Genomic DNA, 22,788 nt, shown 5'->3' on the forward strand with positions numbered 1-22,788 from the left:
TCCTGTAATGAGCCATGCCGTTTCCCGCCTGCGCGATGAGCGTCTGGCCCGCAGTACCAGGCCTTTTATTGCCCGTGGCTCGCGCGCGCCGCGCTGTCCGGAATGTCGGGTTATCTCCAGCTATTGTCTGTGCGAATGGCGACCCAGCGTCGCTGCCGACTCAGGTATCTGCCTGCTGATGTATGACACTGAGCCCTTGAAGCCGACCAACACCGGTTGGCTGATTGCCGATGTCATCCAGGACACTCATGCCTTCCTCTGGTCGCGGATAGAGGTCGATGAACAATTGCTCGCCTTGCTGGACGACCCGCATTGGCAGCCCTACATCGTCTTTCCAGGAGAATTTGTCGCCGAGGAGCGCGTGGTCAATAAGGTCTCGCGCCTGGATGGCAGGCGCCCGTTGTTCATTCTGCTGGATGCTACCTGGACCGAAGCGCGCAAGATGTTTCGCAAGAGTCCTTATCTGGAGCGGTTTCCGGTCTTGAGTCTGGAACCCGAGCAGATCTCGCGCTACCGTTTGCGTCGATCCAGGCGCGACGACCACTTCTGCACGGCGGAAGTGGCCGCCCTCTGTCTGGAGCTGGCTGGTGACGCCAGTGCCAGCGGCGTGCTGGATGCTTATCTGGACGTGTTCAGCGCTCATTATCTGGGCGCCAAGTATCAGAACCCGATTGATCCCGACGACGTGGCGCATACCCATTTGAAGGCCTTCATTTGAAGGCTGTTCATAACCAGTGGCGGTCGAACTGCGCGGGTTTGGCTAATTGCCATCTATGTTCCCGGGTATCGACGCTTCGCGCTTGACCGTCATGGCCATGCTGGGCATGCTTGGCGCCGCCTGGAAGCCGATTCATCTGGTCTGGCAGTGCGCCGGAGCCCGCTACGGGTTTCGCGCCGAGCGTTCGCCAGCCTCGCTGGGCGGCCGATTCTTCGGCCCCTCACTATAAAAACAGGATCATTACATGACCTACGACATCCTGATCGCTGATGATCATCCCCTGTTTCGCAGTGCGCTGCATCAGGCGCTGAGCATCGGCCTGGGGCCTGACGCAAGGCTGGTCGAGGCAGAAAGCATTGCTCAGCTCGAGTCGCGGCTGGGGGAAAAAGCTGATTGGGATCTGGTTCTGCTGAACCTGAACATGCCTGGTGCCTATGGTTTCTCAGGGCTGGTCCTGTTGCGTGGCCAGTACCCGCAGATACCGGTGGTGATGGTCTCGGCGCAGGAAGAAGCCTCTATCGTGGTGCGCTCCAGAGAGTTTGGTGCCAGCGGCTTCATTCCCAAATCCAGCTCGCTGGAAGTCATTCAGCAGGCGGTACGCACGGTGCTTGATGGTGACGTCTGGTGGCCGCCGCAGGTCAATGAAGTGATCAGTGTTTCAGACGAAGCAAAGGCTGCCAGCGCAGGCCTTGCCAGCCTGACGCCGCAGCAGTTTCGAGTGTTGACGATGGTCTGTGAAGGCTTGCTGAACAAGCAGATCGCTTCCGAGCTCAGCGTGTCCGAAGCCACCATCAAGGCACATGTCACGGCGATTTTCCGCAAGCTTGGCGTACGCACGCGTACCCAGGCAGCATTGTTGTTACAGCAGCTTGAGTCCATTTCGTCCAGCTGACGGCTTTCAGGTTGCGAGTATTCACGCTTTTTTGACCTTTATTGCCTTAGCTTTCCTCATCTTTTTTACACAGCAGCCTCTCTATGTCGCCCTTCAAAGGCCAAACCGGTCTGAAACGTATTCTTAACGCCGCTGGTTACTCACTGGACGGTATGCGCGCAGCCTTCAAAGGTGAAGCGGCCTTCCGCCAGTTGGTACTGCTCAACGTGGTCCTGATTCCGCTGTCGTTTTTCCTGCACGTCAGCAAGGGCGAGCATGCCCTGCTGGTTGCCGTGTGCCTGCTGGCGCTGATCGTCGAGCTGCTTAACTCGGCCGTAGAGGCGGCCATTGACCGTATCTCCCTGGACTTGCACCCGCTGTCCAAGAACGCCAAGGACATGGGCAGTGCTGCCCAGTTCATCGCCTTGAGCATGATCGGTCTGGTGTGGGCGATCATTCTGCTGGGCTGACGCCTTTCATACAGACTCGTCAATACAGGCTGGGCAGCACGATCTCGTCGCTGCGCTGCACCCCGGCGGTGAACGCGCGGCACAGCTCGAGAAACTCGCGCATGGCCGAGGTCTGGTATTTCTGTTTGTGCCAAATGAAGTAGAACTGCCTGGCCAGGTCCAGCTCCGGCGTGGCCAGTTCCACCAGATTGCCGCGACGAAAGGCATCGCGTAGCGCCAGTCTGGAGATGCAGCCAATGCCCAGCCCGGACTCGACTGCGCGTTTGATGGCTTCGGTGTGCTCGAGCTCCAGTCGGACATTTAGCCCGTTACGATGATGACGCATCGCCTGGTCGAAGGTCAGGCGTGTGCCGGAGCCCTGTTCCCGGAGAATCCAGGCTTCATGGGTCAGCTCTTCCAGGGTTACCTGGGCGCGCTTGGCCAGCGGATGCTGCGGGGCGCAGAACACCACAAGTTCGTCTTCGACCCAGGATTGCACTTCGATGTCCGGGTGGCTGCAATCGCCTTCGATGAGGCCCAGATCGATCTCGTAGTGCGCAACCTGTTGCACGATATGCGCGGTGTTCTGGACATGCAGCTTGACCTGGCTTTCCGGGTGGCGCTGCATGTAGCCGCCGATCAGCAGGGTCGCCAGGTAATTGCCGATCGTCAGCGTCGCCCCGACCGCCAGCGAGCCGAAGCCTGATTTACCATTGAGCAGGTCTTCGATTTCCTTGGCCTGATCGAGCAGCGCGACAGCTTGCGGCAGCAATTGCCTGCCGGTGGCGTTGAGGCTGAGGCGCTTGCCGGCGCGGTCAAACAGCTGGCAGCTCGACTGGCGCTCCAGCTCGGTGATGGAGGTGCTGGCAGCCGACTGCGAAAGCGAAAGCAGTACCGCGGCTTTGGAGACGCTTTCCTGCCGGGCGACGGCCACAAATACCTGGAGCTGACGGAGAGTAAATCGCATATCTATATAACCGATAACCTATATCTTGATAATTCATTTAACAGATATTGTGTCTGCCACTAGAATGTCGCGCAATAGCGCAGTGCTTCTGCGCGCACTTTTTTTTCAGGAGTCCTCACGTACATGAGCAACATGAACCACGAGCGTGTCCTCAGCGTCCACCACTGGAACGACACCCTCTTCAGTTTCAAGTGCACCCGCGACCCTGGTTTGCGTTTCGAGAACGGTCAGTTCGTGATGATCGGTCTGCAGCAGCCAAACGGTCGTCCGCTCATGCGTGCTTATTCGATTGCCAGCCCGAACTGGGAAGAGCATCTGGAATTCTTCAGCATCAAGGTGCCTGACGGCCCGCTGACCTCCCAGTTGCAGCACCTCAAGGAAGGCGATGAGATCATCATCAGCAAGAAGCCTACGGGTACGCTGGTGCTGGACGATCTCAAGCCGGGCAAGCATCTTTACCTGCTGAGCACCGGTACCGGCCTTGCGCCGTTCATGAGCGTCATCCAGGATCCCGAGACCTATGAGCGTTTCGAGAAAGTCATCCTCTGCCACGGCGTGCGTTACGTGAACGAAGTCGCCTATCGCGAGTTCATCACCGAGCATCTGCCGCAGAATGAGTTCTTCGGTGAAGCGCTGCGTGACAAGCTGATCTACTACCCGACCGTCACCCGCGAGCCCTTCGAGAACGAAGGTCGTCTGACCGACCTGATGCGCAGTGGCAAGCTGTTCAGCGACATCGGCCTGCCGCCGATCAACCCGCAGGATGACCGTGCGATGTTGTGCGGCAGCCCGAGCATGCTCGACGAGACCAGCGAAGTGCTCAACAGCTTCGGCCTTACCGTTTCGCCGCGTATGCGTGAGCCGGGCGACTATCTGATCGAGCGTGCGTTCGTCGAGAAGTAAGCCGGCTGCACAAGACCCGCCTCGTCCTTGAGTGGATCAGGCGGGTTTTTGTTGCGCGGATTTTTTCGCCCCAATCAGTTCAGACCAGCAGCAGCTTCAGGCGAGCAGTACTTCCAGCACGCAAATCACACCCGCTTGCGGGTAGTGCCAGCGCACGTCCAGATCCCAGAACTGAGCGCCATAGCGACGTTCCGGCGTGGGTAGCTGGTAGGCCGGGCGCGGGTCTTGGGCCAGACACTGCTCGATCAGTTCGACCAGCGGCTCATTCAGGCGCAGCGCGTGTTCACGAGCCTGTTGCAGCGCGGCGTTTTGCCAGTGCACCGGTATCAGGGCTGGCGCAGCACTGGCGATGTGATTGGTCGCATCGCCAATTGCATCGGCGTAGGGTACGTAGGGCTTGATGTCCAGCACCGGCGTGCCATCCAGCAGGTCGATGCCGGACAGCCAGAGTCGCCCAGGCTCGACCTTGTCCAGCCTAACCACCGACTGGCCGATGCCATTGGGGCGATGGGTTGCGCGGGTGGCGAACACACCCATCGACTGGTTGCCACCCAGGCGCGGCGGGCGCACCTTCAGGCGGGGCTTGTCTTCCAGCGCCAGGTGGAACAGAAACAGCAGCCAGACGTGACTGACTTGTTCCAGCCCCTGAACCGCTTCACCCTGATCGAAAGGGGCCAACAGCTCCAGCACCCCGCGTGCCGCCGGGGCCAGCTGTGGCTGGCGCGGGATGGCGAATTTCTCCTTGAAGCAGGAGCGCACGAAGCCGACAGGGGAAACGTTGTAGCTCATCGAGGCTGGTTCAGCCGCGCACGCGCAGGGTCAGGCCCTTGAGGAAATTGCGCAGCAGTTGATCGCCACAGGCGCGATAGTTGGTGTGTCCGACCTTGCGGAACAGAGCGCTTAGTTCTGGTTTGGAAACCGGGAAGTCGACCGATTTGAGGATGGCGTGCATATCGTCTTCTTTCAGTTCGAACGCCACGCGCAGTTTTTTCAGGACGATATTGTTGGTGATCGGCAAATCGATCGCCTGTGGCGGACGGCTTTCGTCCTTGCCACGCTTGAAGTAGACCAGGCCATCGAGGAAGTGCGCCATGATTTCATCGCTGCAATCCAGGTAGCCTTCTTCTTCCTCTTTTTTCATGAAAGCGACGACATCGCTCTTCGACACTTCAAAACCGGTCAGTGCGGTGATCTCGACAACCTTGCTGTCGCTGATATCGAGCATGTAGCGCACGCTGCGCAGTACATCGTTGTTCATCATGAGGCGTATTTCCTGATAAGTCGTAGGGCAGCGCATGACGGTGGTCATGCGCGCTGTAATAAGGTGGTTGGCGCGAGGGTCAGAACTTTTCCTTGGCCGTCATGTAGCGCCACTGGCCCTCGGGCAGTTTGCCCATGGACACGCCGCCGATGCGGATGCGGCGAATGGCGACGATCTTCAGGCCGACGGCCTCGCACAGCAGGGCGATGATGCCGGGCTGCGGATTTTTCATCGCAAAACGCAGGCGGTTCTCGTTCTGCCAGCTGGCTTTCACGGCTGGCAGCTCCTTGCCTTTGTAGGTCAGACCGTGGTTCAGCCGGTTGAGGCCATGAGCAACCATCTCGCCCGAGATCTCCACCACGTATTCCTGCTCGATCTTGCTGCGGTCATCGGTGAGCTTGCGCAGGATCTTCCAGTCCTGGCTGAACACCATCAAGCCGCTGGCATTGGCCTGCAGGCTTGAAATCGCCTCAAGGCGCATGAAATGACCCTTGAGCGGACGCTTGCTGTAGCTGTGCTCTACGGAGAGCGTGCCCGGCGTAATCATCTGCAAAGCCTCTTCTGCGCTTGCCGAGGCGGGTTTGTGCAGGATGATCGTCACAGGCTCCGGGGAGTCTGCCTTGGCGTCCGGGCTGAGCTCGATTTTCTGGGTGCTGACCTTGAAGTGCGGCTCTTCGATGACCTCGCCGTCCACAGTGACCCAGCCACCCTCGATAAACAGTTCGGCCTCCCGGCGGGAGCAACCGACCAGCTCGATAAGGCGTTTGGAAAGGCGAATGGGGTCTGTCATGACAAAAAAGCCGTTTGCTAAAATAAAGTCGCCATTGTAACCGCCCGGCGACGGTTAATCGCGGCAACATTGCATTTGCGCTGCAATCGGTGTCAGTGACGGCCGGTCAGGCGCATTCTGAGCATGGGGTAAGGCTGGCCCAGACCATCGACTTCAGAGCGGCTGACAACCTCGAAACCATGCCTGCGGTAAAACCCCAACGCCTGCGTATTCTGCTCGTTGACGTCCAGTTCACGGATATTGAACTGCTCGATTGCATGATTCAGCAGCTGTGTGCCCAGCTTCTGGCCGCGATGGTCAGGTTCGATGAACAGAATATCCAGACGGCTGTTACGCGTGCCTGCAAAGCCGGTGATGTTGAGCTGCTCATCCCGGGTACAGAACAGGGTCACACTGCCCAGATATTGCGGCAGCAGCACCTTGAGCCGGGTGATGTAGGCGTCTGGCAGAAAGTCATGGGTCGCGCGCACCGAGCGTTCCCATACCTCGGTCAATTCCGGGTAATCGTGGGTATCCGGCGTATACAACGGCATCTCGTGTCCTCCTTTCAGCTTGTCCTGGATAGACAGCAGCCAGAGACGAAAAAGCCCTGCCGGTTAAAGGGCAGGGCTTTCGCTTGCGACCAGGGAGAGTGCTTAGAGCACCTCGGCCCACAGGTCGTATTCGTCGGCATCGGTCACCCGGCACATGATCTTGTCGCCGGGCTGAACGGTGCTGCCGTCTTCCAGGCCGATGAACACGTTGCCGTCGATTTCCGGGGCGTCGAAGAAGCAGCGGCCCACGGCACCACGATCGTCGACTTCGTCGATCAGCACTTCGATCTCCTTGCCGATCTTCATCTGCAGGCGAGCAGCGCTGATTGCCTGTTGATGAGCCATGAAACGATCCCAGCGATCCTGCTTGACGTCGTCCGGCACGATGGCCGCGTCCAGCAGATTGGCAGGCGCGCCCTCAACCGGCGAGTACTGGAAGCAGCCAACCCGGTCCAGCTGCGCTTCGGTCAACCAGTCCAGCAGGTACTGAAAGTCTTCTTCGGTTTCGCCGGGAAAGCCGACGATGAAGGTCGAACGGATGATCAGGTCAGGGCACTGCTCACGCCAGTTCTTGATGCGTGCCAGGGTCTTGTCTTCGAAGGCCGGACGTTTCATAAGCTTGAGGATTTTCGGGCTGGCGTGCTGGAACGGGATGTCCAGGTACGGCAGGATCTTGCCAGCGGCCATCAACGGGATCAGCTCGTCGACGTGCGGGTACGGGTAGACGTAGTGCAGACGCACCCAGACACCCATCGAGCCCAGCGCCTGGCACAGCTCGGTCATGCGGGTTTTGACCGGCTGGCCGTCCCAGAAACCGGTGCGGTATTTGACGTCAACGCCATAGGCACTGGTGTCCTGGGAAATAACCAGCAGTTCCTTCACACCGGATTTGACCAGGCGCTTGGCCTCGTCCAGCACATCACCCACCGGGCGGCTGACCAGTTTGCCGCGCATCGACGGGATGATGCAGAAGCTGCAACTGTGGTTGCAGCCTTCGGAAATTTTCAGATACGCGTAGTGACGCGGGGTCAGCTTGACGCCTTGTGGCGGCACCAGGTCGATCAACGGATTGTGATCCTTGCGGGGCGGCACTACGTCGTGCACCGCGTTGACCACCTGCTCGTACTGCTGCGGGCCGGTCACCGACAGCACGCTCGGATGCACATTGCGAATGACACTCGCATCGACGCCCATGCAGCCGGTCACGATGACCTTGCCGTTTTCCTTGATGGCTTCGCCGATCACTTCCAGCGACTCGGCCTTGGCCGTATCGATGAAGCCACAGGTGTTGACCACCACTACGTCTGCGTCCTCGTAGGTCGCAACGACTTCGTAACCTTCCATGCGCAGCTGGGTCAGGATGCGTTCAGAGTCAACGAGTGCCTTTGGGCAGCCCAGTGAAACGAATCCAACCTTGGGGGCGGACGGCGTGGTGACGGTGGACATGGCAAACCTCGGCGTGAAGGGCGCCCGGGCGCGAAGCGCAGGCGCTGACTGGGCGCTTGCTGCGCCTCTGATCAAAAAGTGCGCAATTCTAGCGGCGAGTGGGCAGGATGACCAGCGTTTGCATGAGAATTACGACGTACGCGAGAGGCAGCCGGGGCCAGCGCGTGCTTGGCCGATTGCATCACCACCGACAATAAGTCGGTTACACGCAGTGTATCGAGGAGGATGGCCGATGTTGCAACGGGTGACGGTGACATTTTGAATGAAGTCCAGGCCCACCTGTGCAGGCCTGAACTGACTTTCACATGCTCTCAGCGGCGCGGCTCATGCATCGGGCAACCGTTGTGCTGACTGCGAAAGCCCGCCGAGTGTTCATAGGCCGGTTTGCGCACGCGCATGACGCCGCCCAACGGACGATGCGCCTCAAGGCCATGCCATGGGCTGAATGCCATGGCTTCGTCGATTTCCTGGATGTTTTGCTCCGACCACGATGACTGGCGGGGCACATCGATTCGAGCGACGGTTACGTAAGGGCTGAGGTCTTCCGGCCAGATCGCCGAGGCGTCCTCGATCGGCATTTTCTCCAGGTCCGTGGCCAACTGGACGCGGACTTCCCAACTGGCATCGTGTTCAATAAAGAACGCTTTGACCGCTTCGCGCAGACCGTCAGGGTTGTCTTTCAGGTCCACAGCCTTGTCGGTCAGCGCAATCAGCTCGGCGGAGACGGGCACGACGCTGAGCTTGGCGTAGTAGGGGCCGTATAGAAACGGTACGACGGTGTAGAATGTCTCGCCCAGGATGTGGGTCATCGGATGCCCGCCGAGACTTCTCAGTGTGCCACTTTCGCCCCCGGCAGCCTCGATCACCGACTCGATGCCGCGCAGGACGGCAGACAGCGCGCGTTTCATGCTCGGCGCCTTGTCGGTCGTCTTGGCCAGCAGCTTCAAGGTCTTCAGGAAGGCCTTGGGGTCCTTGGCGGTAAAGGCCTTGGCGTTTTGCATGACGAAATCCTGAGTGGTTGCCTCTGCGCTGCCAGGCAAGCGCGGGCCTTCGACGCCGACCAGTTTGATGGCCAGGCCTCTGGGCGTGGACACCTTATCGTCGAGAATGTCGCCCGGGTTGGTCGAGAAGCGCATGACCACCGGGAAGTTGCCGGGCCTGGCAAAGGCACCCTGGGCCAACGGCTCGGGCAGGTCGTCGTAAACCTGAATCTGACCGTGGAGCAAGCCATGGGCCTTGGCGTGCACACTGCGAATGGCGTGCCCTGTGTCTTGATACGTGGTCTCCAGGATGGAGTGCATGGCTTCGACCAGCTCTTTGCTGGTCTGCGCTTCATCGTCCGGGACGACTTCAAATGAGGGCTGGAAGGGCAACGGCTGGACAGTCAGGTTTTGTGTGGTCATCAGGGCATCTCGGTCAGAGGTAATCAGGGTGCCCGGGCGTCGATGCGGTTCTTGTAGACCCCTGATGCGGCAGGCTTAACTAATGACCGGCCGATATTTTTGTCGTTCCATGAGAAACGTTGCCTCGAAAAACTCCCTCAACAGGCAGTGATCAAGGTAGGGAGGCAGGCCGGATCGTTGCGATGATCTGCGTTTCACCAAGAATTACGACGAGTGCTGCGTTATGCTTCGCGCCATCGCGCCGAGGCATGTCAATGCCTGGCTGAATCTGAATTGTTACGCCTTGTGATGTTCTCAGTGTTGAACCTCATGTCTGGTTTCCGGGAGTAGTGGATGAGTCAAGCAAACAGTCATGCGGAGGCCGGCGGCGCTGCCAAGCCCATCGGGTTGCTGATCGCCGCGGTAGGGGTGGTTTATGGCGACATCGGCACCAGTCCGCTGTACACCCTCAAGGAGGTGTTTCAGGGTGGTTACGGTGTGGACGTGACCCATGACGCGATTCTCGGCGTGCTGTCGCTGATCTTCTGGTCGCTGATCTGGGTGGTTTCCTTCAAATACATGGCGTTCGTACTGCGTGCCGATAACCAGGGCGAGGGCGGCATCATGGCGCTGATGGCCCTGGCGCGGCGAGCGTCGGCCAAACATCCCCGGCTGCAAATGATGATGGTGGTGTTCGGACTGTTCGGTGCCGCGTTGTTCTACGGTGACAGCATGATCACCCCGGCAGTTTCGGTCTTGTCGGCGATGGAAGGGCTGGAACTGGCGTTCGATGGCCTCGATCACTGGATCGTGCCCATGGCGCTGGTTGTGCTGGTGGGCCTGTTTCTGATTCAGCGTCATGGCACCGCGCGCATCGGCGTGCTGTTCGGCCCGGTGATGGTGATCTGGTTTCTGGTGCTCGGCGCGCTGGGTGTCTACGGCATCATGCAGTCGCCGGAAGTGCTGAAAGCGGTGAACCCGGCATGGGGTGTGAATTTTTTCATCATCCATCCGGGCATCGGTGTGGCCATTCTGGGTGCTGTGGTGCTTGCCCTGACAGGGGCCGAGGCGCTGTACGCCGACATGGGCCACTTCGGCCGCAAGCCGATTTCGCGTGCCTGGTTCATCCTCGTGCTGCCTGCGCTGCTGCTCAACTATTTCGGTCAGGGTGCGCTGGTGCTGGGCAACCCTGAAGCGGTTCGTAACCCGTTCTACCTGCTGGCGCCGGGTTGGGCGCTGCTGCCACTGATCGGTCTGTCGACGATGGCGACCATCATTGCCTCGCAAGCGGTGATCTCCGGTGCCTTCTCGATGACACTGCAGGCGATCCAGCTGGGCTACATTCCGCGCATGCACATCCAGCACACCTCCAGCGACGCGCAAGGCCAGATCTACATCGGTGCCGTCAACTGGGCGCTGATGGCGGGTGTGATTCTGCTGGTAATCGGCTTCGAATCGTCTGGCGCGCTGGCGTCTGCCTACGGCGTCGCGGTGACCGGGACCATGCTCTGCACCACCATTCTGGTGTCCACGGTCATGCTGATGCTCTGGAAATGGCCGCCGTTGCTGGCCGTTCCGCTGCTGATCTGCCTGCTGCTGGTGGACGGTCTGTTCTTCGCGGCCAACGTGCCGAAGATCTTCCAGGGCGGGGCTTTCCCGGTACTGGCGGGCGCGGTGCTGTTTATCCTCATGACCACCTGGAAGCGCGGCAAGCAATTGCTCGCGGAGCGAATCGACGAGGGCGGCCTGCCATTGCCGATCTTCATCGGCAGTATTCGCGTCCAGCCGCCGCATCGGGTACAGGGCACGGCGGTGTTCCTGACTGCACGTTCGGATGCCGTGCCCCACGCGCTGCTGCACAATATGCTGCACAACCAGGTGTTGCACGAGCAAGTGGTGCTGTTGACGGTGGTGTATGAAGACTCGCCGCGTGTGCCGTCCGCTCAGCGCTTCGAAGTCGAATCCTATGGCGAAGGCTTCTATCGGGTGATCCTGCACTTCGGCTTTATCGATGAGCCCGATGTACCGGCTGCACTGGCCTTGTGTCATTTGCCGGAGCTGGACTTCAGTCCGATGCGCACCACGTACTTTCTCAGCCGCGAGACGGTGATCCCGTCCAAGATGGATGGCATGGCGCGCTGGCGTGAAGCGTTGTTCGCCTTCATGCTCAAGAACGCCAACGGCAACCTGCGCTTCTTCAAGCTGCCGTTCAATCGGGTGATCGAGCTGGGTACCCAAGTGGAGATGTAAACGTTGACCGGGCTGTCCGGCAGCGCAGATAAAAAAATCCCGGCAACCTCACGGTGCCGGGATTTTTTTGGTAGCAAACTGCAGCGTTATTGAGCGGCAGTCTTGCCCTGACGCTTGTTGATCGCGTCGATCAGGCGTTTGGCCAGCGCCGGATAGTCCTCGTCGAAGTGATGACCGCCTGGCAACTGAACCGCTTCGCCGACGGCGGTAGTGTCAGTGCAACCGCTGTCTTTCTTCTCTTCGACGCCGTAAACGCAGAACACCTTGGCGGCTGGCAGCTTGGCCATTTCCTGTCCTGTGGTGGCTTCCTTGCCCGCGTTGCCGAGCCAGCCGTCAACGTGAATCTCGAAGCTGCCGGTGCGCGCAAAGGCCAGCAGAATGATCGCGTCCACCCGGTTCTGATCGTCTGCGGCCAGGCGATTGTAGATCGCCGGCATGACGTCCGCACCGAACGAATAGCCCGCCAGGATGAAGCGCTTGGTGCCCCATTTCTGACGGTAGTGGTTCATCAGGTCGGTGAGGTCGACGGCGGTCTGTTCCGGCGTCTTGTGTTCCCAGTAGTAGCGCAGTACGTCAATGCCTACCACCGGGTAACCCATCTTGGCCATGTCGCCGGCCACGACTTTGTCCAGGTCGCGCCATCCGCCGTCACCGGACATGAACAGCGTCACGGTGTCGGAAGGCTGGCTGGCCGGGACTTCGACCGTCGGTATGCCCAGTCCGCCACTGTCATTTTCGCCGAGCAGCAGATGACGAAGTTCGGTGTTGAGCACCTGAGGCAGCGGAATGTCGTAGTCGCTGATGCTGGTGTCGGCGTTGGTCTGGTCGCGCACGAAGGCTGCGCTCGGATCATCCGGCGCGTCGTTCCAGGCGGCCAGCCAGTGCCCGTGCGCAGCCTTTTGTGGCAGCGGTACGTCGCAGATCTGTGGCGGCTTTTCGTCTTCTTCCAAAACGGGCGGTGGGTTCGAGGCATGCTCGAGCGCGAAATCTACTGAAATGGCCTGCGCCTTGTCATCGGTCTGTCCGGCCAGCCAGCGCCAGGCCAGTGTCGCGCCAGGGCCTATGCCACCGACGACCTTTGCAGGGCCGTCGAGCTTCGTCAGAGCGTCCTGAAAGGTCTTCTGCTGCAGGACGCAGTCGTCCTTGGGCAACACCACCTGAATGATGCGTGCCGACGCATCCTTGCTGATCGCCAGCAATTGCTTGTCGGTCAGCATGTCTTCAGCGGTGACGGCCAGTGCGATACGGGTTTTGATGCTGGTGGCCGGCGTTACGCTGGTCAGCGGCGCGCCACCGTCAAGGTTAGAGTGTTCCAGTGATGCGGGCGGAGCGGGGCGGGTCCAGACCCAGACTCCCAGCGCCACGATTAAAAGAACAATTACCAGAGCTGCGAGCAAAAGGCGCCAGGAGCGTCGAATCATCAGCGTTTCACCAATCCAGTCAGGCCGCCCGCAATCAGGGCGGCGGTGTCAGCCAGTGCCACAAGCGGATCGAGTCCGGCAGGCACGGCCATATAACGAGGTTCCCAATCGGGCTGAAACTTGTCCTTGAAGCGACGCAGCCCCTGGAAGTTGTACAGCTGTTCGCCACGGCGGAAGATCATCGAACCCAGACGCTGGGTGATGGGTGCGCCGCGTCGTGGCTGCAGGCCCGACAAAGGCACCATGCCCAGGCTGAAGCGCGCGTAGCCTTGGGCTTTGTAATGCAGGATCAGGCCGACCATCATGAACTCCATGGTCAGCTTGGGTGCATCCGGGTGAGAGCGCATCAGGTCCAGGCTGGCCAGTTCCGGGCTGGTGGTTTCCAACAGGTTAGAGAACGCGACCGGCTTGCCCTGGAAGTGCACGATGGCAATGCGGAAGTACTTCAGGTACTCAGTACTGAAGCGGCCCAGCGAGAAGCCTTTTTCACGGACATTCTTGCCCGTCAGCCAGGCGTCGGAAATCACTTTCAGCTCGTCGATCGGCGCCTGGCCCGGTTCGTAGATTTCCAGCGAAAGACCGTCGCGGCCACCCCGGTTCCAGGTGTAACGCAGGTCTTTCATCTCCTTGCCCTTGGCGTCGATGTCGAAGCGACGCAGGTCGACGCGCGCTTCTTCACCCAGCTTGATGGCCGTGAGACCGATGTCCATGTAGAACGGCAGGTTTTCTGCACGTACCTGGTAGAACACCGGACGCGCATGGTGCACGTCGCACAGGTCGCGGAATTGCCAGATCAGCTCGGCACGCTGCTGTGTGGGGCCGATCGGGTCGTAAAGCGCTACCAGGCTGCGGCCGCGATGCGAGTACATCAGGAACGCATTGCCGGCCGGATGGAACAGGATTGCCTTGTCGCCGGTCAGCACCAGGCCGCCATCCGGCTGTTTGGATGCTTTGAGGATCTCGGCTGCCTTGTCCAGGTCTGCCGCGTCGGGCAGCTTGATGACCGGTCTGGCGGTACGCAGCAACCAGGTCAGCGAAACCACGACCAGCAGCACTGCGCTGCCCAGCGCCGAACGCAGGCCGCGCGGGGCGTCTGCATCGAGGGTAAACTGCCACCACAACTGATGACTGTAGGGCACGTCCTGATAGGCGAACAGCAGCAGCCAGATCGAGGCACCGACCACACAGATGCTGGCAATCAGGTAGACCGGCGAGAACGGCAGCTCCAGCAGGCGACTTGGACGGTAGAACGAACGGCGGAAGGTCAGCAGCAGGCAGGCGGTCAGCAGCAGCATGCTGGCTTCTTCCCAGTCGAAGCCCTTGAGTATCGACAGCACTGCACCGACCAGCAGCAAAATAGAGGTCAGCATCCATGCAGCCGACAGTCGACGACGCAGGCCTTGGGCGAGCAGCAGGCACAGCACACCCACCAGACTGGCCCCGAAGTGCGACGCATCGATCAGCCGATGCGGGATCATGAAGCCGACGTTTTCCAGACGGGTGTCGATTTCAGGGGTGGCACCAGAGAAGAGCAGCACCACCCCCGACAAGAAAACCAGTAGTGCCAGAATCGGTGCCGCCAGCCCTGAAGCGACGCGCATGGCCTGCCGGGTCGGCAGCAGGCGCTGGGCCTCGGTAAACAGCAGGGTAAGGCAGGCCAGCAGCAGCGGCAGGATCACGTAGATCAGGCGATATAGCAGCAGCGCAGCGGCGAGCGGGGCGGCACCCAGCTCGTTGGCAAAGGCCGCAAGCAGAATCGCCTCGAACACGCCGACGCCGCCAGGCACATGGCTGAGCACGCCGGCCGCGAGCGCCAGCAGGTATATAAGGATGAATGCACCCAGCGGCGGCGCATGCGGCAGCAGCAGGTACAACACCATCGCTGCGGCGGCGACGTCCAGCGCGGTGATCACCAGCTGAATCAGCGTCAGCTTCAAATCTGGCAGGCGCAAGGTGCGACGACCGAGGCGAACCAGAATATTGTGCGGGATGTCCTGTTCCGGCAGGCGGCGACGGTAGACGAACACCGCCAGCAACAGACTTCCGATCAACACCGCTGTAGCGACTACAGCCAGCACGTCCACGGGAAGTTTGAGTGCCAGTGACGCGCCTGACAGGTTGCTCAACGTGGCCAGTGCAGCCAGTGGAGGCAACGCACAACCCAGTGACAGGCTGGCGAACACGGTCATGCGGGCGATTTCGATTGCGCCTACGCCATGGCGTGAATAAAGCCTGTAGCGCACCGAGCCACCGGACAGCATCGACAGGCCGACCGCATTGCCGATGGCAAATGAGGTGAAGCCGCCTAGAAGCAGCGTCTTGATTGGCAGGTCGACATTGGCGTACCGACTGGCGGACAGTTCATAGCCCATCAGGATGATATAGCCGACGATTGCCGCGAGCAGCGCACCGCCCAAGGCGGGCAGGGGGACTGCGAACAGCGAATCGTGCAGCGCATACCAGTCCATTTCGACCAGCATGTGGCGGCAGGCTATAAGGGCCAGGCTGAACAACAGCAGCATCACCGCCAGCCCTATGGGCTGTCGGTATTTGCTCAGCAGCTCCCGCCAGTTATGGCGCGGTGGGCTGACGGGTTGCTCTGCATCAATGGTTTCATTGGAATCGGACATGTTGTCGCGCATCAATCACTCCTTGGATCGTGCGCGACAGGATGGAGGTATGCAGCCAAGTTACCAATCCCTACGCAGAAAATATTTCAGGATGTTAGCGCGTCAACGTCTAACGAGCGAATAGCGAATCGAGCCGGGTGATGCTGTTCAGCTACGGTTCAGTCGTGATTCAGCTTAGTAACACCTATCGGCAGCGCACGCAAAAACTGTCGTAAATGCACGTATTACGTTACAGATGTGATGATAGGGTTTCAAAGGACTTTGGAAATAGTCTTTTTTGTCAGACAGTTAGTCGTTGTCCGCATTGCTTTTTTACCGGAAACAAAAAAGGCCACTCTTTCGAGTAGCCTTTCTTGATGTTTGGTTGCGGGAGCCGGATTTGAACCGACGACCTTCGGGTTATGAGCCCGACGAGCTACCAGACTGCTCCATCCCGCGTCTGTGTGGCGGCATTCTACAGCCGAACGCTGAAGTGTCAACCCTTAATCCGCAAAGTATGCAAATGAGTAGCGGATTTTGCAGATTTTGCACGCTTGGGGTCGGGTGACCGGTTTTCAGAGCAGCATGCCTGCGTGGAGCATTATCAGGAAAGCGTACGGCCAGGCCGTCAGGATTCGCCGCAGGGTGCCGGAGAGCGCTGTATATCTGCGCGAGGCATGGCCCGATGTCCGGGCTTGGGAAGGGTGCTTTTCAGGCGCGCACAAAAAAGGCCACTCTTTCGAGTAGCCTTTTTTGATGTTTGGTTGCGGGAGCCGGATTTGAACCGACGACCTTCGGGTTATGAGCCCGACGAGCTACCAGACTGCTCCATCCCGCGTCTGTGTGGCGGCATTCTACAGAGAGATGACGAGGTGTCAATGGTTAGTTTCAAAAAAGTGCTTTTTCTTCAAACGCTTAGCGGATCCAGATGATCGGTCTGCATGGTATTGGCGCTTGCATGACGGGGCTTTGCAGCTGTTTCGGTCATGCATGATGGGCGTTTGACTACTTTTCATGGCGACCTTTCGCATCATTGGATGTTACTTGGCGGTACGAATGAGATACTGCGCGGCCATTGATTGCAAAATCCCATCAGGTCATGACGCAGCGCAAAATCATCCACATCGACTGTGACTGCTTTTATGCAGCCATTGAAATGCGTGACGAGCCCGACCTCGCTGGCAAGCCGCTGGCGGTAGGCGGCTCTGCGGAGCGACGCGGGGTGATTGCGACCTGTAATTACGAGGCGCGCGCGTATGGCGTGCGCTCGGCCATGTCCTCCCGGCATGCGCTCAAGCTCTGCCCGGACCTGACCATCGTCAAGCCGCGCATGGATGCTTATAAAGAAGCGTCGCGGGAAATTCACACGATCTTTCGGGATTACACCGACCTTATAGAGCCGTTGTCTCTGGATGAGGCCTTTCTGGACGTGTCCGAGGCCGGGCACTTTTCCGGCAGCGCCACGCGCATCGCGCAGGACATCCGTCGTCGGGTCTCGAATCAGTTGCACATCACCGTGTCGGCGGGCGTTGCGCCCAACAAGTTTCTCGCCAAGATCGCCAGCGACTGGAAAAAGCCCAACGGCTTGTTCGTCATCACGCCGGATCAGGTCGAGGATTTCGTCGCTTCCTTGCCGGTCACCAAGCTTCATGGCGTAGGAAAGGTCACCGCAGACAAGCTCGGCCGGCTGGGTATCGTCGACTGCGCCGACCTGCGAAGCCGCAGCAAGCTCGCGCTGGTTCGGGAATTCGGCAGCTTTGGCGAGCGCCTCTGGAGTCTGGCTCACGGGATCGATGACCGACCGGTGCAGAATGACAGCCGACGTCAGTCAGTCAGCGTTGAAAATACTTACGATACGGATCTGCCCGATCTGGCGGCCTGCCTGGAAAAACTGCCCGACCTGCTGGAAACCCTGAGTGGCCGTATGGCCAGAATGGAAGGGCAGTACCGGCCCGGCAAGCCGTTCGTCAAAGTGAAGTTTCACGACTTTACGCAGACGACTCTCGAACAATCCGGGGCCGGAAGGGATCTGGGCAGTTATGAGCAGCTGCTGGCTCAGGCGTTCGCCCGCGGTGGCAAGCCGGTGCGATTGCTGGGCATAGGCGTGCGTCTGCACGATCTGCGTGCAGCCCATGAACAGCTGGAATTGTTCTCTCGATAATGACTGGCCGCGGTTATACGCCGCGGCCTTTCATGTTACAGGCACTTGTTACTGGCTCTGGGCAGGAACGGCGACCAGGCGGCCAGCGTCTCTGGCGAGTGACTTGAGAAATTCACCCTGCAACTGTGGATCGTTGCGCGTCAGTTCGATCAGGTTCTGTTCCAGCTCGCTGGCTTCTTCTTCCAGCCCCATATCAGAAAGACGCTTGACGCGATGCACCCACTGGCTGACCTCATCATCTTCAAGGTCGTCGTAGATCAGGGCGTGCGCCTCCAGCAGCTTGCCGCGTAGCGAATGGCTGATGGGCAAACTGGCGCTCGTGTGCGCGCTGTCCTGATCGTCTTCGACGTTGATATAAATGCGAGTGATGCGGCTGAGGTCCTGTTCGGCAAACGGACTGTCCAGCAGGTTCAGGCGCAGGATGCCGTTGCGGTCAGTGCTCATTTCGTGAGTTTCATTGCCGGCCTTGACCATCACCGGGCGTTCATTCCAGGGCAGGGTGGAGTTCTCGATTCGCTTGTCTTTCTGAACCTCGTCGATGCTCGCCAGATTCTGCTCGGCGCGACCGTGGGACGGGGCATTCATGAACGGGTTGAGACCTGCCACGCCATAGTGAATCCAGTCCTTGGTCATGCTTTCCGGCAAATTGCCCAGCGCAAACACGTTGACCACGTTGGCCCCGACACCTGCGACAACAGCGACTGCGCCGAGCGGGATCTCGTAGACCTCCCGCCACGGTTGGTAAGGCGTGTAGCGGTCATAGTGGCGGGTGACTTCAAAGTCGGTGACCTCGAACGATTTGTGCTCGTGAATCCGCACGCGGCGTTGCGGCAACTCCAGTGTCTTGGGTTCGCCGATATCGACTTGCAGGGTATGTTCGAGCAGTTTGCGTTCGACTCGCTCCTCGTGCTCGCTGCGCTGAGAGAGCTGGTTGGCACAGCCGCCGACGAGAAATGAGCCGCACAGAACGGCGCTGCCGAGGCTTAAGGTGCTTCGTTTGAGCATGGGATCTCTGATGCGGATTGGGCGAGTGAAGAGCGGCGCACCTGCGAGCAGGTGCGCCTTTTGACTCAGCGGTTCACTTTGCCCTGGATGAACGACAGCACGTCCGCGACCGCAATGGCTTGCGGTTGCGATTCGGTACGGCTCTTGTATTCCAGATTGCCTTCGGCCAGGCCTCGGTCGCTCACCACGATGCGGTGCGGGATACCGATCAGTTCCATGTCGGCGAACTTGATGCCCGGGCTGGTCTTCTTGTCGCGGTCGTCGAGCAATACTTCAAAACCGGCAGCCGTCAGGTCGGCGTACAGTTTGTCCGTCGCTTCACGAACGGCGTCTGTCTCGTAGCGCAGCGGGACCAGCGCAATCTGGAACGGCGCGAGGGTGTCATTCCAGATGATGCCGTTTTCGTCGCTGTTCTGTTCGATGGCAGCTGCAACCACTCGGGAAACACCGATGCCATAGCAACCCATCGCCAGATTGACCGGCTTGCCGTTTTCACCCAGCACCTGGCACTTCATCGCTTCGCTGTACTTGGTGCCCAGCTGGAAGATGTGACCCACTTCGATGCCGCGCTTGATTTCCAGCGTGCCCTTGCCGTCCGGGCTTGGGTCGCCCGCAACCACGTTGCGCAGGTCGGCAACGGTCGGAACCGGCAGATCGCGCTCCCAGTTGACGCCGAAATAGTGCTTGTCGTCGATGTTGGCACCGACGCTGAAGTCGCTCATCAGCTCGACAGAGCGGTCGATGATGCACGGCAGTGGCAGGTTCAATGGGCCCAGTGAGCCCGCGCCTGCGCCTATGGCGTCGCGCAGCTCGGCTTCGGACGCCATGACCAGCGGATTGGCGACCTGTTCCAGCTGACTGGCCTTGATTTCATTGAGCTCGTGATCGCCACGGATGATCAGGGCGATCAGCTTGCCTTCTTCGGCAGCATGCACCACCAGCGTCTTGACGGTTTTCTCGATGGGCAGACCGAAACCTTCGACCAGTTGGGCGATGGTCTTGGCGTTCGGCGTGTCGATCAGACGCAGCTCTTCGGTCGCGGCAGGGCGCGTCTTCTCGCGAGGAATCGCCTCGGCCTTTTCGATGTTGGCTGCGTAATCAGAGCCGTCGCTGAACACGATATCGTCTTCGCCGGATTCGGCCAGTACGTGGAATTCGTGCGAGCCGGCGCCACCAATCGAGCCGTTATCCGCTTCGACCGGGCGGAACTTCAGGCCCAGTCGGGTGAAGATGTTGCTGTACGCCAGATGCATGCGGTCGTAGGTGACCTGCAGCGATTCGTGATCGGCGTGGAACGAGTAGGCGTCTTTCATGACGAACTCGCGTCCACGCATCAGGCCGAAGCGCGGGCGGATCTCGTCACGGAATTTGGTCTGGATCTGGTACAGGTTGATCGGCAGCTGTTTATAGCTGTTGAGCTCATTGCGTGCCAGATCGGTGATGACTTCTTCGTGGGTCGGGCCCAGGCAGAACTCACGGTTGTGGCGGTCGACCAGACGCATCAGCTCCGGGCCATACTGCTCCCAGCGTCCGGATTCCTGCCACAGTTCTGCGGGTTGAATGCCGGGCATCAGAATTTCGAGTGCGCCTGCGGCGTCCATTTCTTCACGAACGATGGCTTCGACCTTGCGCAGTACGCGCAGGCCCATGGGCAGCCAGGTGTAGAGGCCGGAGGCCAGCTTGCGAATCATGCCGGCGCGCAGCATCAGCTGATGGCTGACCACGACCGCATCGGAAGGGGTTTCTTTCTGTGTGGCGAGCAAAAATTGACTGGTGCGCATGGTTGGCCGTTGTCGGTTGCTGAGACAGGAAATGACCTGGCATTGTACGGCGCTGTGCCGGTCGCGTACAGGGCGCGGCTGGCTTGCAGGTGGCGTTGAAGCGCTTTCATGGGCTCATGAAAAAGCCCGGCATATGCCGGGCTTCTTCTATTAACGAGTGCTGAGCGGTGATTACAGGATCGAGATAGGGTAATCGACAATCAGGCGGAACTCGTTGACGTCGCCATCTGCCTGGGCATCGTTACCACGGTGCCATGCCTGACGCATACGGAAGGACAGGTCTTTGGCCGGGCCAGTCTGTACAACGTATTTGGCTTCAAGGTTGGTTTCGTGGTGCTTGCCGTCAGCTCCATACATGTTGGCATAGGCACTGGACGCATCTACTTTGGTGCCATCAATGTTGTCACCGTTGAGGTAGCGGGTCATGAAGCTCAGGCCAGGAACGCCGTAAGGCGTCATGTTCAGGTCGTAGCGCACTTGCCACGATTTCTCGCCTGGACCGTTGAAGTCGGAGTACTGAACGGAGTTGGCCAGGAAAATCGAGTCGCCGCCACGATTGTTGTCGCCTATACCGATGTAGTCGAACGGTGTATCGCCGTCGACTTTCTGGTACGCAACGGTAATGGTATGCGCTGCCAGGAATGAATAGGCTGCCGATGCCGAGTAAGTGGTGTTGTTAATCGACCCGGCTTTAGCGCTGCCTTCGTCAAGGGTGCGGTACAGGTTGACGTCGAAAGCCAGTGACTGATCATTCCCCAAAGGTAATGCGTAGTTCACGTTACCGTAGTACTGATCCCAGATGTCTTCGAGTTTGGCTGCATAGAAAGCTACGCCCAAACCGTCGGTCACTGCGTACTTGCCGCCAACAAAATCTGCGCTGCTGGCTTTCAGGCCGTTGAAGCCATTTGCGTAAGTTGCCCAGATGCTGCCGTCGTGACTGGTGTCATCCTGGCTTGTGCCCGAGTAGAAGTGTCCTGCTTCAAGATCAAGACCTGCAATCTCACTGCTTTGCAGGCTTAGACCACTAGCGGTTTGAGGTAGCAGGCGTGATCCGCCAACCGCAAATACTGGACTGGTAGGCTGCATGTCACCGATTTTCAATTCAGTCTTCGATACGCGGAATTTTACAGCGCCGCCCAGCTTGCCCTGCGTAGCCTCGTTATCACCATTGGCGTCAGTGACCAGGTTTCCAGAGCCTGAGTATTTGTCGAGACCCCAAAGCCTGAGGCCTCCATAGCCGAATGCCTCAACGCCTACACCGATGGTGCCTTGAGTGTAGCCGGTGCTGAAGTTGGCCCAGATGCCCTGGGTCCAGTCTTTGTCACTGCGGCCGCCTGGAGCAGGGTTGTTTTTCTTGTCACGGTTGTAATAGTAATTGCGCAACTTCAGGTCAAGCGTGCTGCCTTCCACAAAGCCCTTGGCATCAGCCTGATCGCTGACGAAAGGTGCGGCTGTTGCCATTTGGGCGCTGGCTGCCGTAACGGCCAGTGCGATTGCGCTCCACTTCATCACTCTCATCGTGATTGCTCCTTTGGTTTTTAGAAGATTTGTCTGCCGTCCCACCTGTTTTTTTATCTGGGCGGCTCTTTCTATTTTTGTCGGCGGAATCTATATCACGCTGACTTGGGTTGCTATAGCTACAGCCTTATCCTTTCAGAATCTTTACGACGCGCTGCCGGGCTGGCCTGTAGTGGCATTTTGCGCATTGTCCGACAGGTCAACGCGCGGTCCGTCACAGCGTCCCCCGGGGTCGCAAGCCTTGTTTCCCTTGATTCTGGTACCCCTGTTTTCCGCCAGGGTTGCCGTCATCATATGGGTGATAAAGCAACAAGCGTGCACAAAGTTTCCGAAAATGAAAAAACTTTGTGAAAAATCAGAATCAGGATCGCCTTTTTGCTCCATCTGACTGTTTTTATTGACTATTTTTATTTTTTTAAAATACCTCTCGCTTTTCTTCGTCAAGAGTGGGTGCTGCCCTTATCGCCCAAAAACGTTACCGGTATCGGCTTGCGTTGAGTAGAAAACGAATCTGCTGTGTTGCTGTCGCAACAGCAGTGTGTGATTTTGGTGCAGTCCCCATTGAGCTTGCCTGAACCTGGAGCACTGCTCTGGCCGGCGGTCATGGTGAGGCAATGAATGTTTCATTTTCATGTACGCGAGGCAGGCAATTGTAAGGCGGTGGTTTAAGGTGAGGCTGTTTACAGCGGGATCCGCGGTCAGTCAGTGGCGTCAAATCGGTGC

General features: G+C 59.0%; 19 protein-coding genes, 2 tRNA genes and 1 pseudogene. 7 read left to right on the forward strand and 15 right to left on the reverse strand.

Going from position 1 to position 22,788, the window contains the following annotated elements; genetic code table 11:
* Window positions 1-7: 7 nt before the first annotated feature.
* The 4 genes from V476_RS18620 (at window position 8) to V476_RS18630 (ending at window position 2,059) form a co-directional block, all read left to right on the forward strand.
* A complete protein-coding gene (locus V476_RS18620) occupies window positions 8-718 on the forward strand; it encodes a tRNA-uridine aminocarboxypropyltransferase (RefSeq protein WP_024960246.1) in 711 nt (236 codons plus the stop codon).
* Window positions 719-764: 46 nt separating this feature from the next.
* A complete protein-coding gene (locus V476_RS28630; protein WP_004418676.1) occupies window positions 765-947 on the forward strand; it encodes a hypothetical protein in 183 nt (60 codons plus the stop codon).
* A 15-nt stretch (window positions 948-962) separates the two neighbouring features.
* Window positions 963-1,610, forward strand: a complete 648-nt coding sequence (gene erdR, locus V476_RS18625; RefSeq protein ID WP_024960245.1) for a response regulator transcription factor ErdR — start codon at window positions 963-965, stop codon at window positions 1,608-1,610.
* Between the two features lie 83 nt (window positions 1,611-1,693).
* Window positions 1,694-2,059, forward strand: coding sequence for a diacylglycerol kinase (locus V476_RS18630; RefSeq protein WP_003314336.1), 366 nt, complete (start codon window positions 1,694-1,696; stop codon window positions 2,057-2,059).
* A gap of 19 nt (window positions 2,060-2,078) precedes the next feature.
* Here V476_RS18630 and V476_RS18635 read toward each other — a convergent pair whose 3' ends face one another.
* Window positions 2,079-3,005, reverse strand: coding sequence for a LysR family transcriptional regulator (locus tag V476_RS18635; protein WP_003339525.1), 927 nt, complete (start codon window positions 3,003-3,005; stop codon window positions 2,079-2,081).
* A 123-nt stretch (window positions 3,006-3,128) separates the two neighbouring features.
* Between V476_RS18635 and fpr the strand changes: the two genes are divergently transcribed.
* Window positions 3,129-3,908 (forward strand): ferredoxin-NADP reductase, encoded by a 780-nt coding sequence (gene fpr / locus V476_RS18640; RefSeq protein ID WP_002554680.1) that lies wholly within the window; start codon window positions 3,129-3,131, stop codon window positions 3,906-3,908.
* 96 nt (window positions 3,909-4,004) lie between these two features.
* On the opposite strand, the gene tsaA is transcribed toward fpr, so the two are convergent.
* The 6 genes from tsaA to V476_RS18670 form a co-directional block, all read right to left on the reverse strand.
* Complete coding sequence (gene tsaA, locus V476_RS18645; protein ID WP_024960244.1) at window positions 4,005-4,697, reverse strand: tRNA (N6-threonylcarbamoyladenosine(37)-N6)-methyltransferase TrmO; 693 nt, start codon at window positions 4,695-4,697, stop codon at window positions 4,005-4,007.
* A gap of 10 nt (window positions 4,698-4,707) precedes the next feature.
* Window positions 4,708-5,169 (reverse strand): YehS family protein, encoded by a 462-nt coding sequence (locus V476_RS18650; RefSeq protein ID WP_024960243.1) that lies wholly within the window; start codon window positions 5,167-5,169, stop codon window positions 4,708-4,710.
* A gap of 79 nt (window positions 5,170-5,248) precedes the next feature.
* Window positions 5,249-5,959, reverse strand: coding sequence for an rRNA pseudouridine synthase (locus V476_RS18655; RefSeq protein ID WP_003339519.1), 711 nt, complete (start codon window positions 5,957-5,959; stop codon window positions 5,249-5,251).
* Window positions 5,960-6,051: 92 nt separating this feature from the next.
* Window positions 6,052-6,492 (reverse strand): GNAT family N-acetyltransferase, encoded by a 441-nt coding sequence (locus V476_RS18660; protein WP_003390997.1) that lies wholly within the window; start codon window positions 6,490-6,492, stop codon window positions 6,052-6,054.
* 102 nt (window positions 6,493-6,594) lie between these two features.
* The gene (gene rimO / locus V476_RS18665; RefSeq protein ID WP_017278892.1) at window positions 6,595-7,938 is read right to left on the reverse strand and encodes a 30S ribosomal protein S12 methylthiotransferase RimO; all 1,344 of its coding nucleotides are present in this window, start codon (window positions 7,936-7,938) and stop codon (window positions 6,595-6,597) included.
* Between the two features lie 311 nt (window positions 7,939-8,249).
* Complete coding sequence (locus V476_RS18670; protein ID WP_003390991.1) at window positions 8,250-9,341, reverse strand: catalase family protein; 1,092 nt, start codon at window positions 9,339-9,341, stop codon at window positions 8,250-8,252.
* A gap of 333 nt (window positions 9,342-9,674) precedes the next feature.
* Between V476_RS18670 and V476_RS18675 the strand changes: the two genes are divergently transcribed.
* Complete coding sequence (locus tag V476_RS18675; protein ID WP_003390988.1) at window positions 9,675-11,570, forward strand: potassium transporter Kup; 1,896 nt, start codon at window positions 9,675-9,677, stop codon at window positions 11,568-11,570.
* An 86-nt stretch (window positions 11,571-11,656) separates the two neighbouring features.
* Here the strand turns inward: V476_RS18675 and V476_RS18680 are convergent, their stop codons facing one another.
* From V476_RS18680 to V476_RS18700, 4 genes and pseudogenes are all read right to left on the reverse strand, one after another.
* Window positions 11,657-12,991: a virulence factor family protein gene (locus tag V476_RS18680; RefSeq protein ID WP_024664742.1), complete on the reverse strand. Its 1,335-nt coding sequence runs from the start codon at window positions 12,989-12,991 to the stop codon at window positions 11,657-11,659.
* Window positions 12,991-15,608, reverse strand: a pseudogene (gene mprF, locus V476_RS18685) (bifunctional lysylphosphatidylglycerol flippase/synthetase MprF). Before mprF ends, V476_RS18680 begins: the two are co-directional and overlap by 1 nt.
* A gap of 374 nt (window positions 15,609-15,982) precedes the next feature.
* Window positions 15,983-16,059: transfer RNA gene (locus V476_RS18690), tRNA-Met, on the reverse strand.
* A gap of 302 nt (window positions 16,060-16,361) precedes the next feature.
* Window positions 16,362-16,438 (reverse strand) — tRNA-Met (locus V476_RS18700).
* A gap of 261 nt (window positions 16,439-16,699) precedes the next feature.
* On the opposite strand from V476_RS18700, the gene dinB reads away from it, so the two are divergent.
* The gene (gene dinB / locus V476_RS18705; RefSeq protein ID WP_003364753.1) at window positions 16,700-17,761 is read left to right on the forward strand and encodes a DNA polymerase IV; all 1,062 of its coding nucleotides are present in this window, start codon (window positions 16,700-16,702) and stop codon (window positions 17,759-17,761) included.
* 48 nt (window positions 17,762-17,809) lie between these two features.
* Here dinB and V476_RS18710 read toward each other — a convergent pair whose 3' ends face one another.
* The 4 genes from V476_RS18710 to V476_RS27485 form a co-directional block, all read right to left on the reverse strand.
* Window positions 17,810-18,766, reverse strand: a complete 957-nt coding sequence (locus V476_RS18710; RefSeq protein WP_003390980.1) for a lipoprotein — start codon at window positions 18,764-18,766, stop codon at window positions 17,810-17,812.
* Window positions 18,767-18,831: 65 nt separating this feature from the next.
* Window positions 18,832-20,547 carry a proline--tRNA ligase gene (locus V476_RS18715; RefSeq protein WP_016567429.1) on the reverse strand — a complete coding sequence of 572 codons (1,716 nt, stop codon included), beginning with the start codon at window positions 20,545-20,547 and terminating at the stop codon, window positions 18,832-18,834.
* Between the two features lie 171 nt (window positions 20,548-20,718).
* Window positions 20,719-22,065, reverse strand: a complete 1,347-nt coding sequence (locus tag V476_RS18720; RefSeq protein WP_024639923.1) for an OprD family porin — start codon at window positions 22,063-22,065, stop codon at window positions 20,719-20,721.
* 144 nt (window positions 22,066-22,209) lie between these two features.
* A complete protein-coding gene (locus tag V476_RS27485; protein ID WP_162839170.1) occupies window positions 22,210-22,509 on the reverse strand; it encodes a hypothetical protein in 300 nt (99 codons plus the stop codon).
* Between the last annotated feature and the right edge of the window lie 279 nt (window positions 22,510-22,788).

This window comes from Pseudomonas syringae KCTC 12500, from assembly GCF_000507185.2.
Lineage (GTDB): Bacteria > Pseudomonadota > Gammaproteobacteria > Pseudomonadales > Pseudomonadaceae > Aquipseudomonas > Aquipseudomonas syringae.

What these genes read in the sequence shown, in the direction of transcription:
- V476_RS18630 (WP_003314336.1), top strand. Translation starts at nt 1,694, where the DNA reads ATGTCGCCCTTCAAAGGCCAAACCGGTCTGAAACGTATTCTTAACGCC.
- fpr (WP_002554680.1), top strand. Translation starts at nt 3,129, where the DNA reads ATGAGCAACATGAACCACGAGCGTGTCCTCAGCGTCCACCACTGGAAC.
- V476_RS18680 (WP_024664742.1), bottom strand. Translation starts at nt 12,991, where the DNA reads ATGATTCGACGCTCCTGGCGCCTTTTGCTCGCAGCTCTGGTAATTGTT.
- V476_RS18675 (WP_003390988.1), top strand. Translation starts at nt 9,675, where the DNA reads ATGAGTCAAGCAAACAGTCATGCGGAGGCCGGCGGCGCTGCCAAGCCC.
- tsaA (WP_024960244.1), bottom strand. Translation starts at nt 4,697, where the DNA reads ATGAGCTACAACGTTTCCCCTGTCGGCTTCGTGCGCTCCTGCTTCAAG.
- V476_RS18620 (WP_024960246.1), top strand. Translation starts at nt 8, where the DNA reads ATGAGCCATGCCGTTTCCCGCCTGCGCGATGAGCGTCTGGCCCGCAGT.
- dinB (WP_003364753.1), top strand. Translation starts at nt 16,700, where the DNA reads ATGACGCAGCGCAAAATCATCCACATCGACTGTGACTGCTTTTATGCA.
- V476_RS18720 (WP_024639923.1), bottom strand. Translation starts at nt 22,065, where the DNA reads ATGAGAGTGATGAAGTGGAGCGCAATCGCACTGGCCGTTACGGCAGCC.
- V476_RS18660 (WP_003390997.1), bottom strand. Translation starts at nt 6,492, where the DNA reads ATGCCGTTGTATACGCCGGATACCCACGATTACCCGGAATTGACCGAG.
- V476_RS18710 (WP_003390980.1), bottom strand. Translation starts at nt 18,766, where the DNA reads ATGCTCAAACGAAGCACCTTAAGCCTCGGCAGCGCCGTTCTGTGCGGC.
- rimO (WP_017278892.1), bottom strand. Translation starts at nt 7,938, where the DNA reads ATGTCCACCGTCACCACGCCGTCCGCCCCCAAGGTTGGATTCGTTTCA.
- V476_RS18650 (WP_024960243.1), bottom strand. Translation starts at nt 5,169, where the DNA reads ATGATGAACAACGATGTACTGCGCAGCGTGCGCTACATGCTCGATATC.
- V476_RS18715 (WP_016567429.1), bottom strand. Translation starts at nt 20,547, where the DNA reads ATGCGCACCAGTCAATTTTTGCTCGCCACACAGAAAGAAACCCCTTCC.
- V476_RS18635 (WP_003339525.1), bottom strand. Translation starts at nt 3,005, where the DNA reads ATGCGATTTACTCTCCGTCAGCTCCAGGTATTTGTGGCCGTCGCCCGG.
- erdR (WP_024960245.1), top strand. Translation starts at nt 963, where the DNA reads ATGACCTACGACATCCTGATCGCTGATGATCATCCCCTGTTTCGCAGT.
- V476_RS18670 (WP_003390991.1), bottom strand. Translation starts at nt 9,341, where the DNA reads ATGACCACACAAAACCTGACTGTCCAGCCGTTGCCCTTCCAGCCCTCA.
- V476_RS18655 (WP_003339519.1), bottom strand. Translation starts at nt 5,959, where the DNA reads ATGACAGACCCCATTCGCCTTTCCAAACGCCTTATCGAGCTGGTCGGT.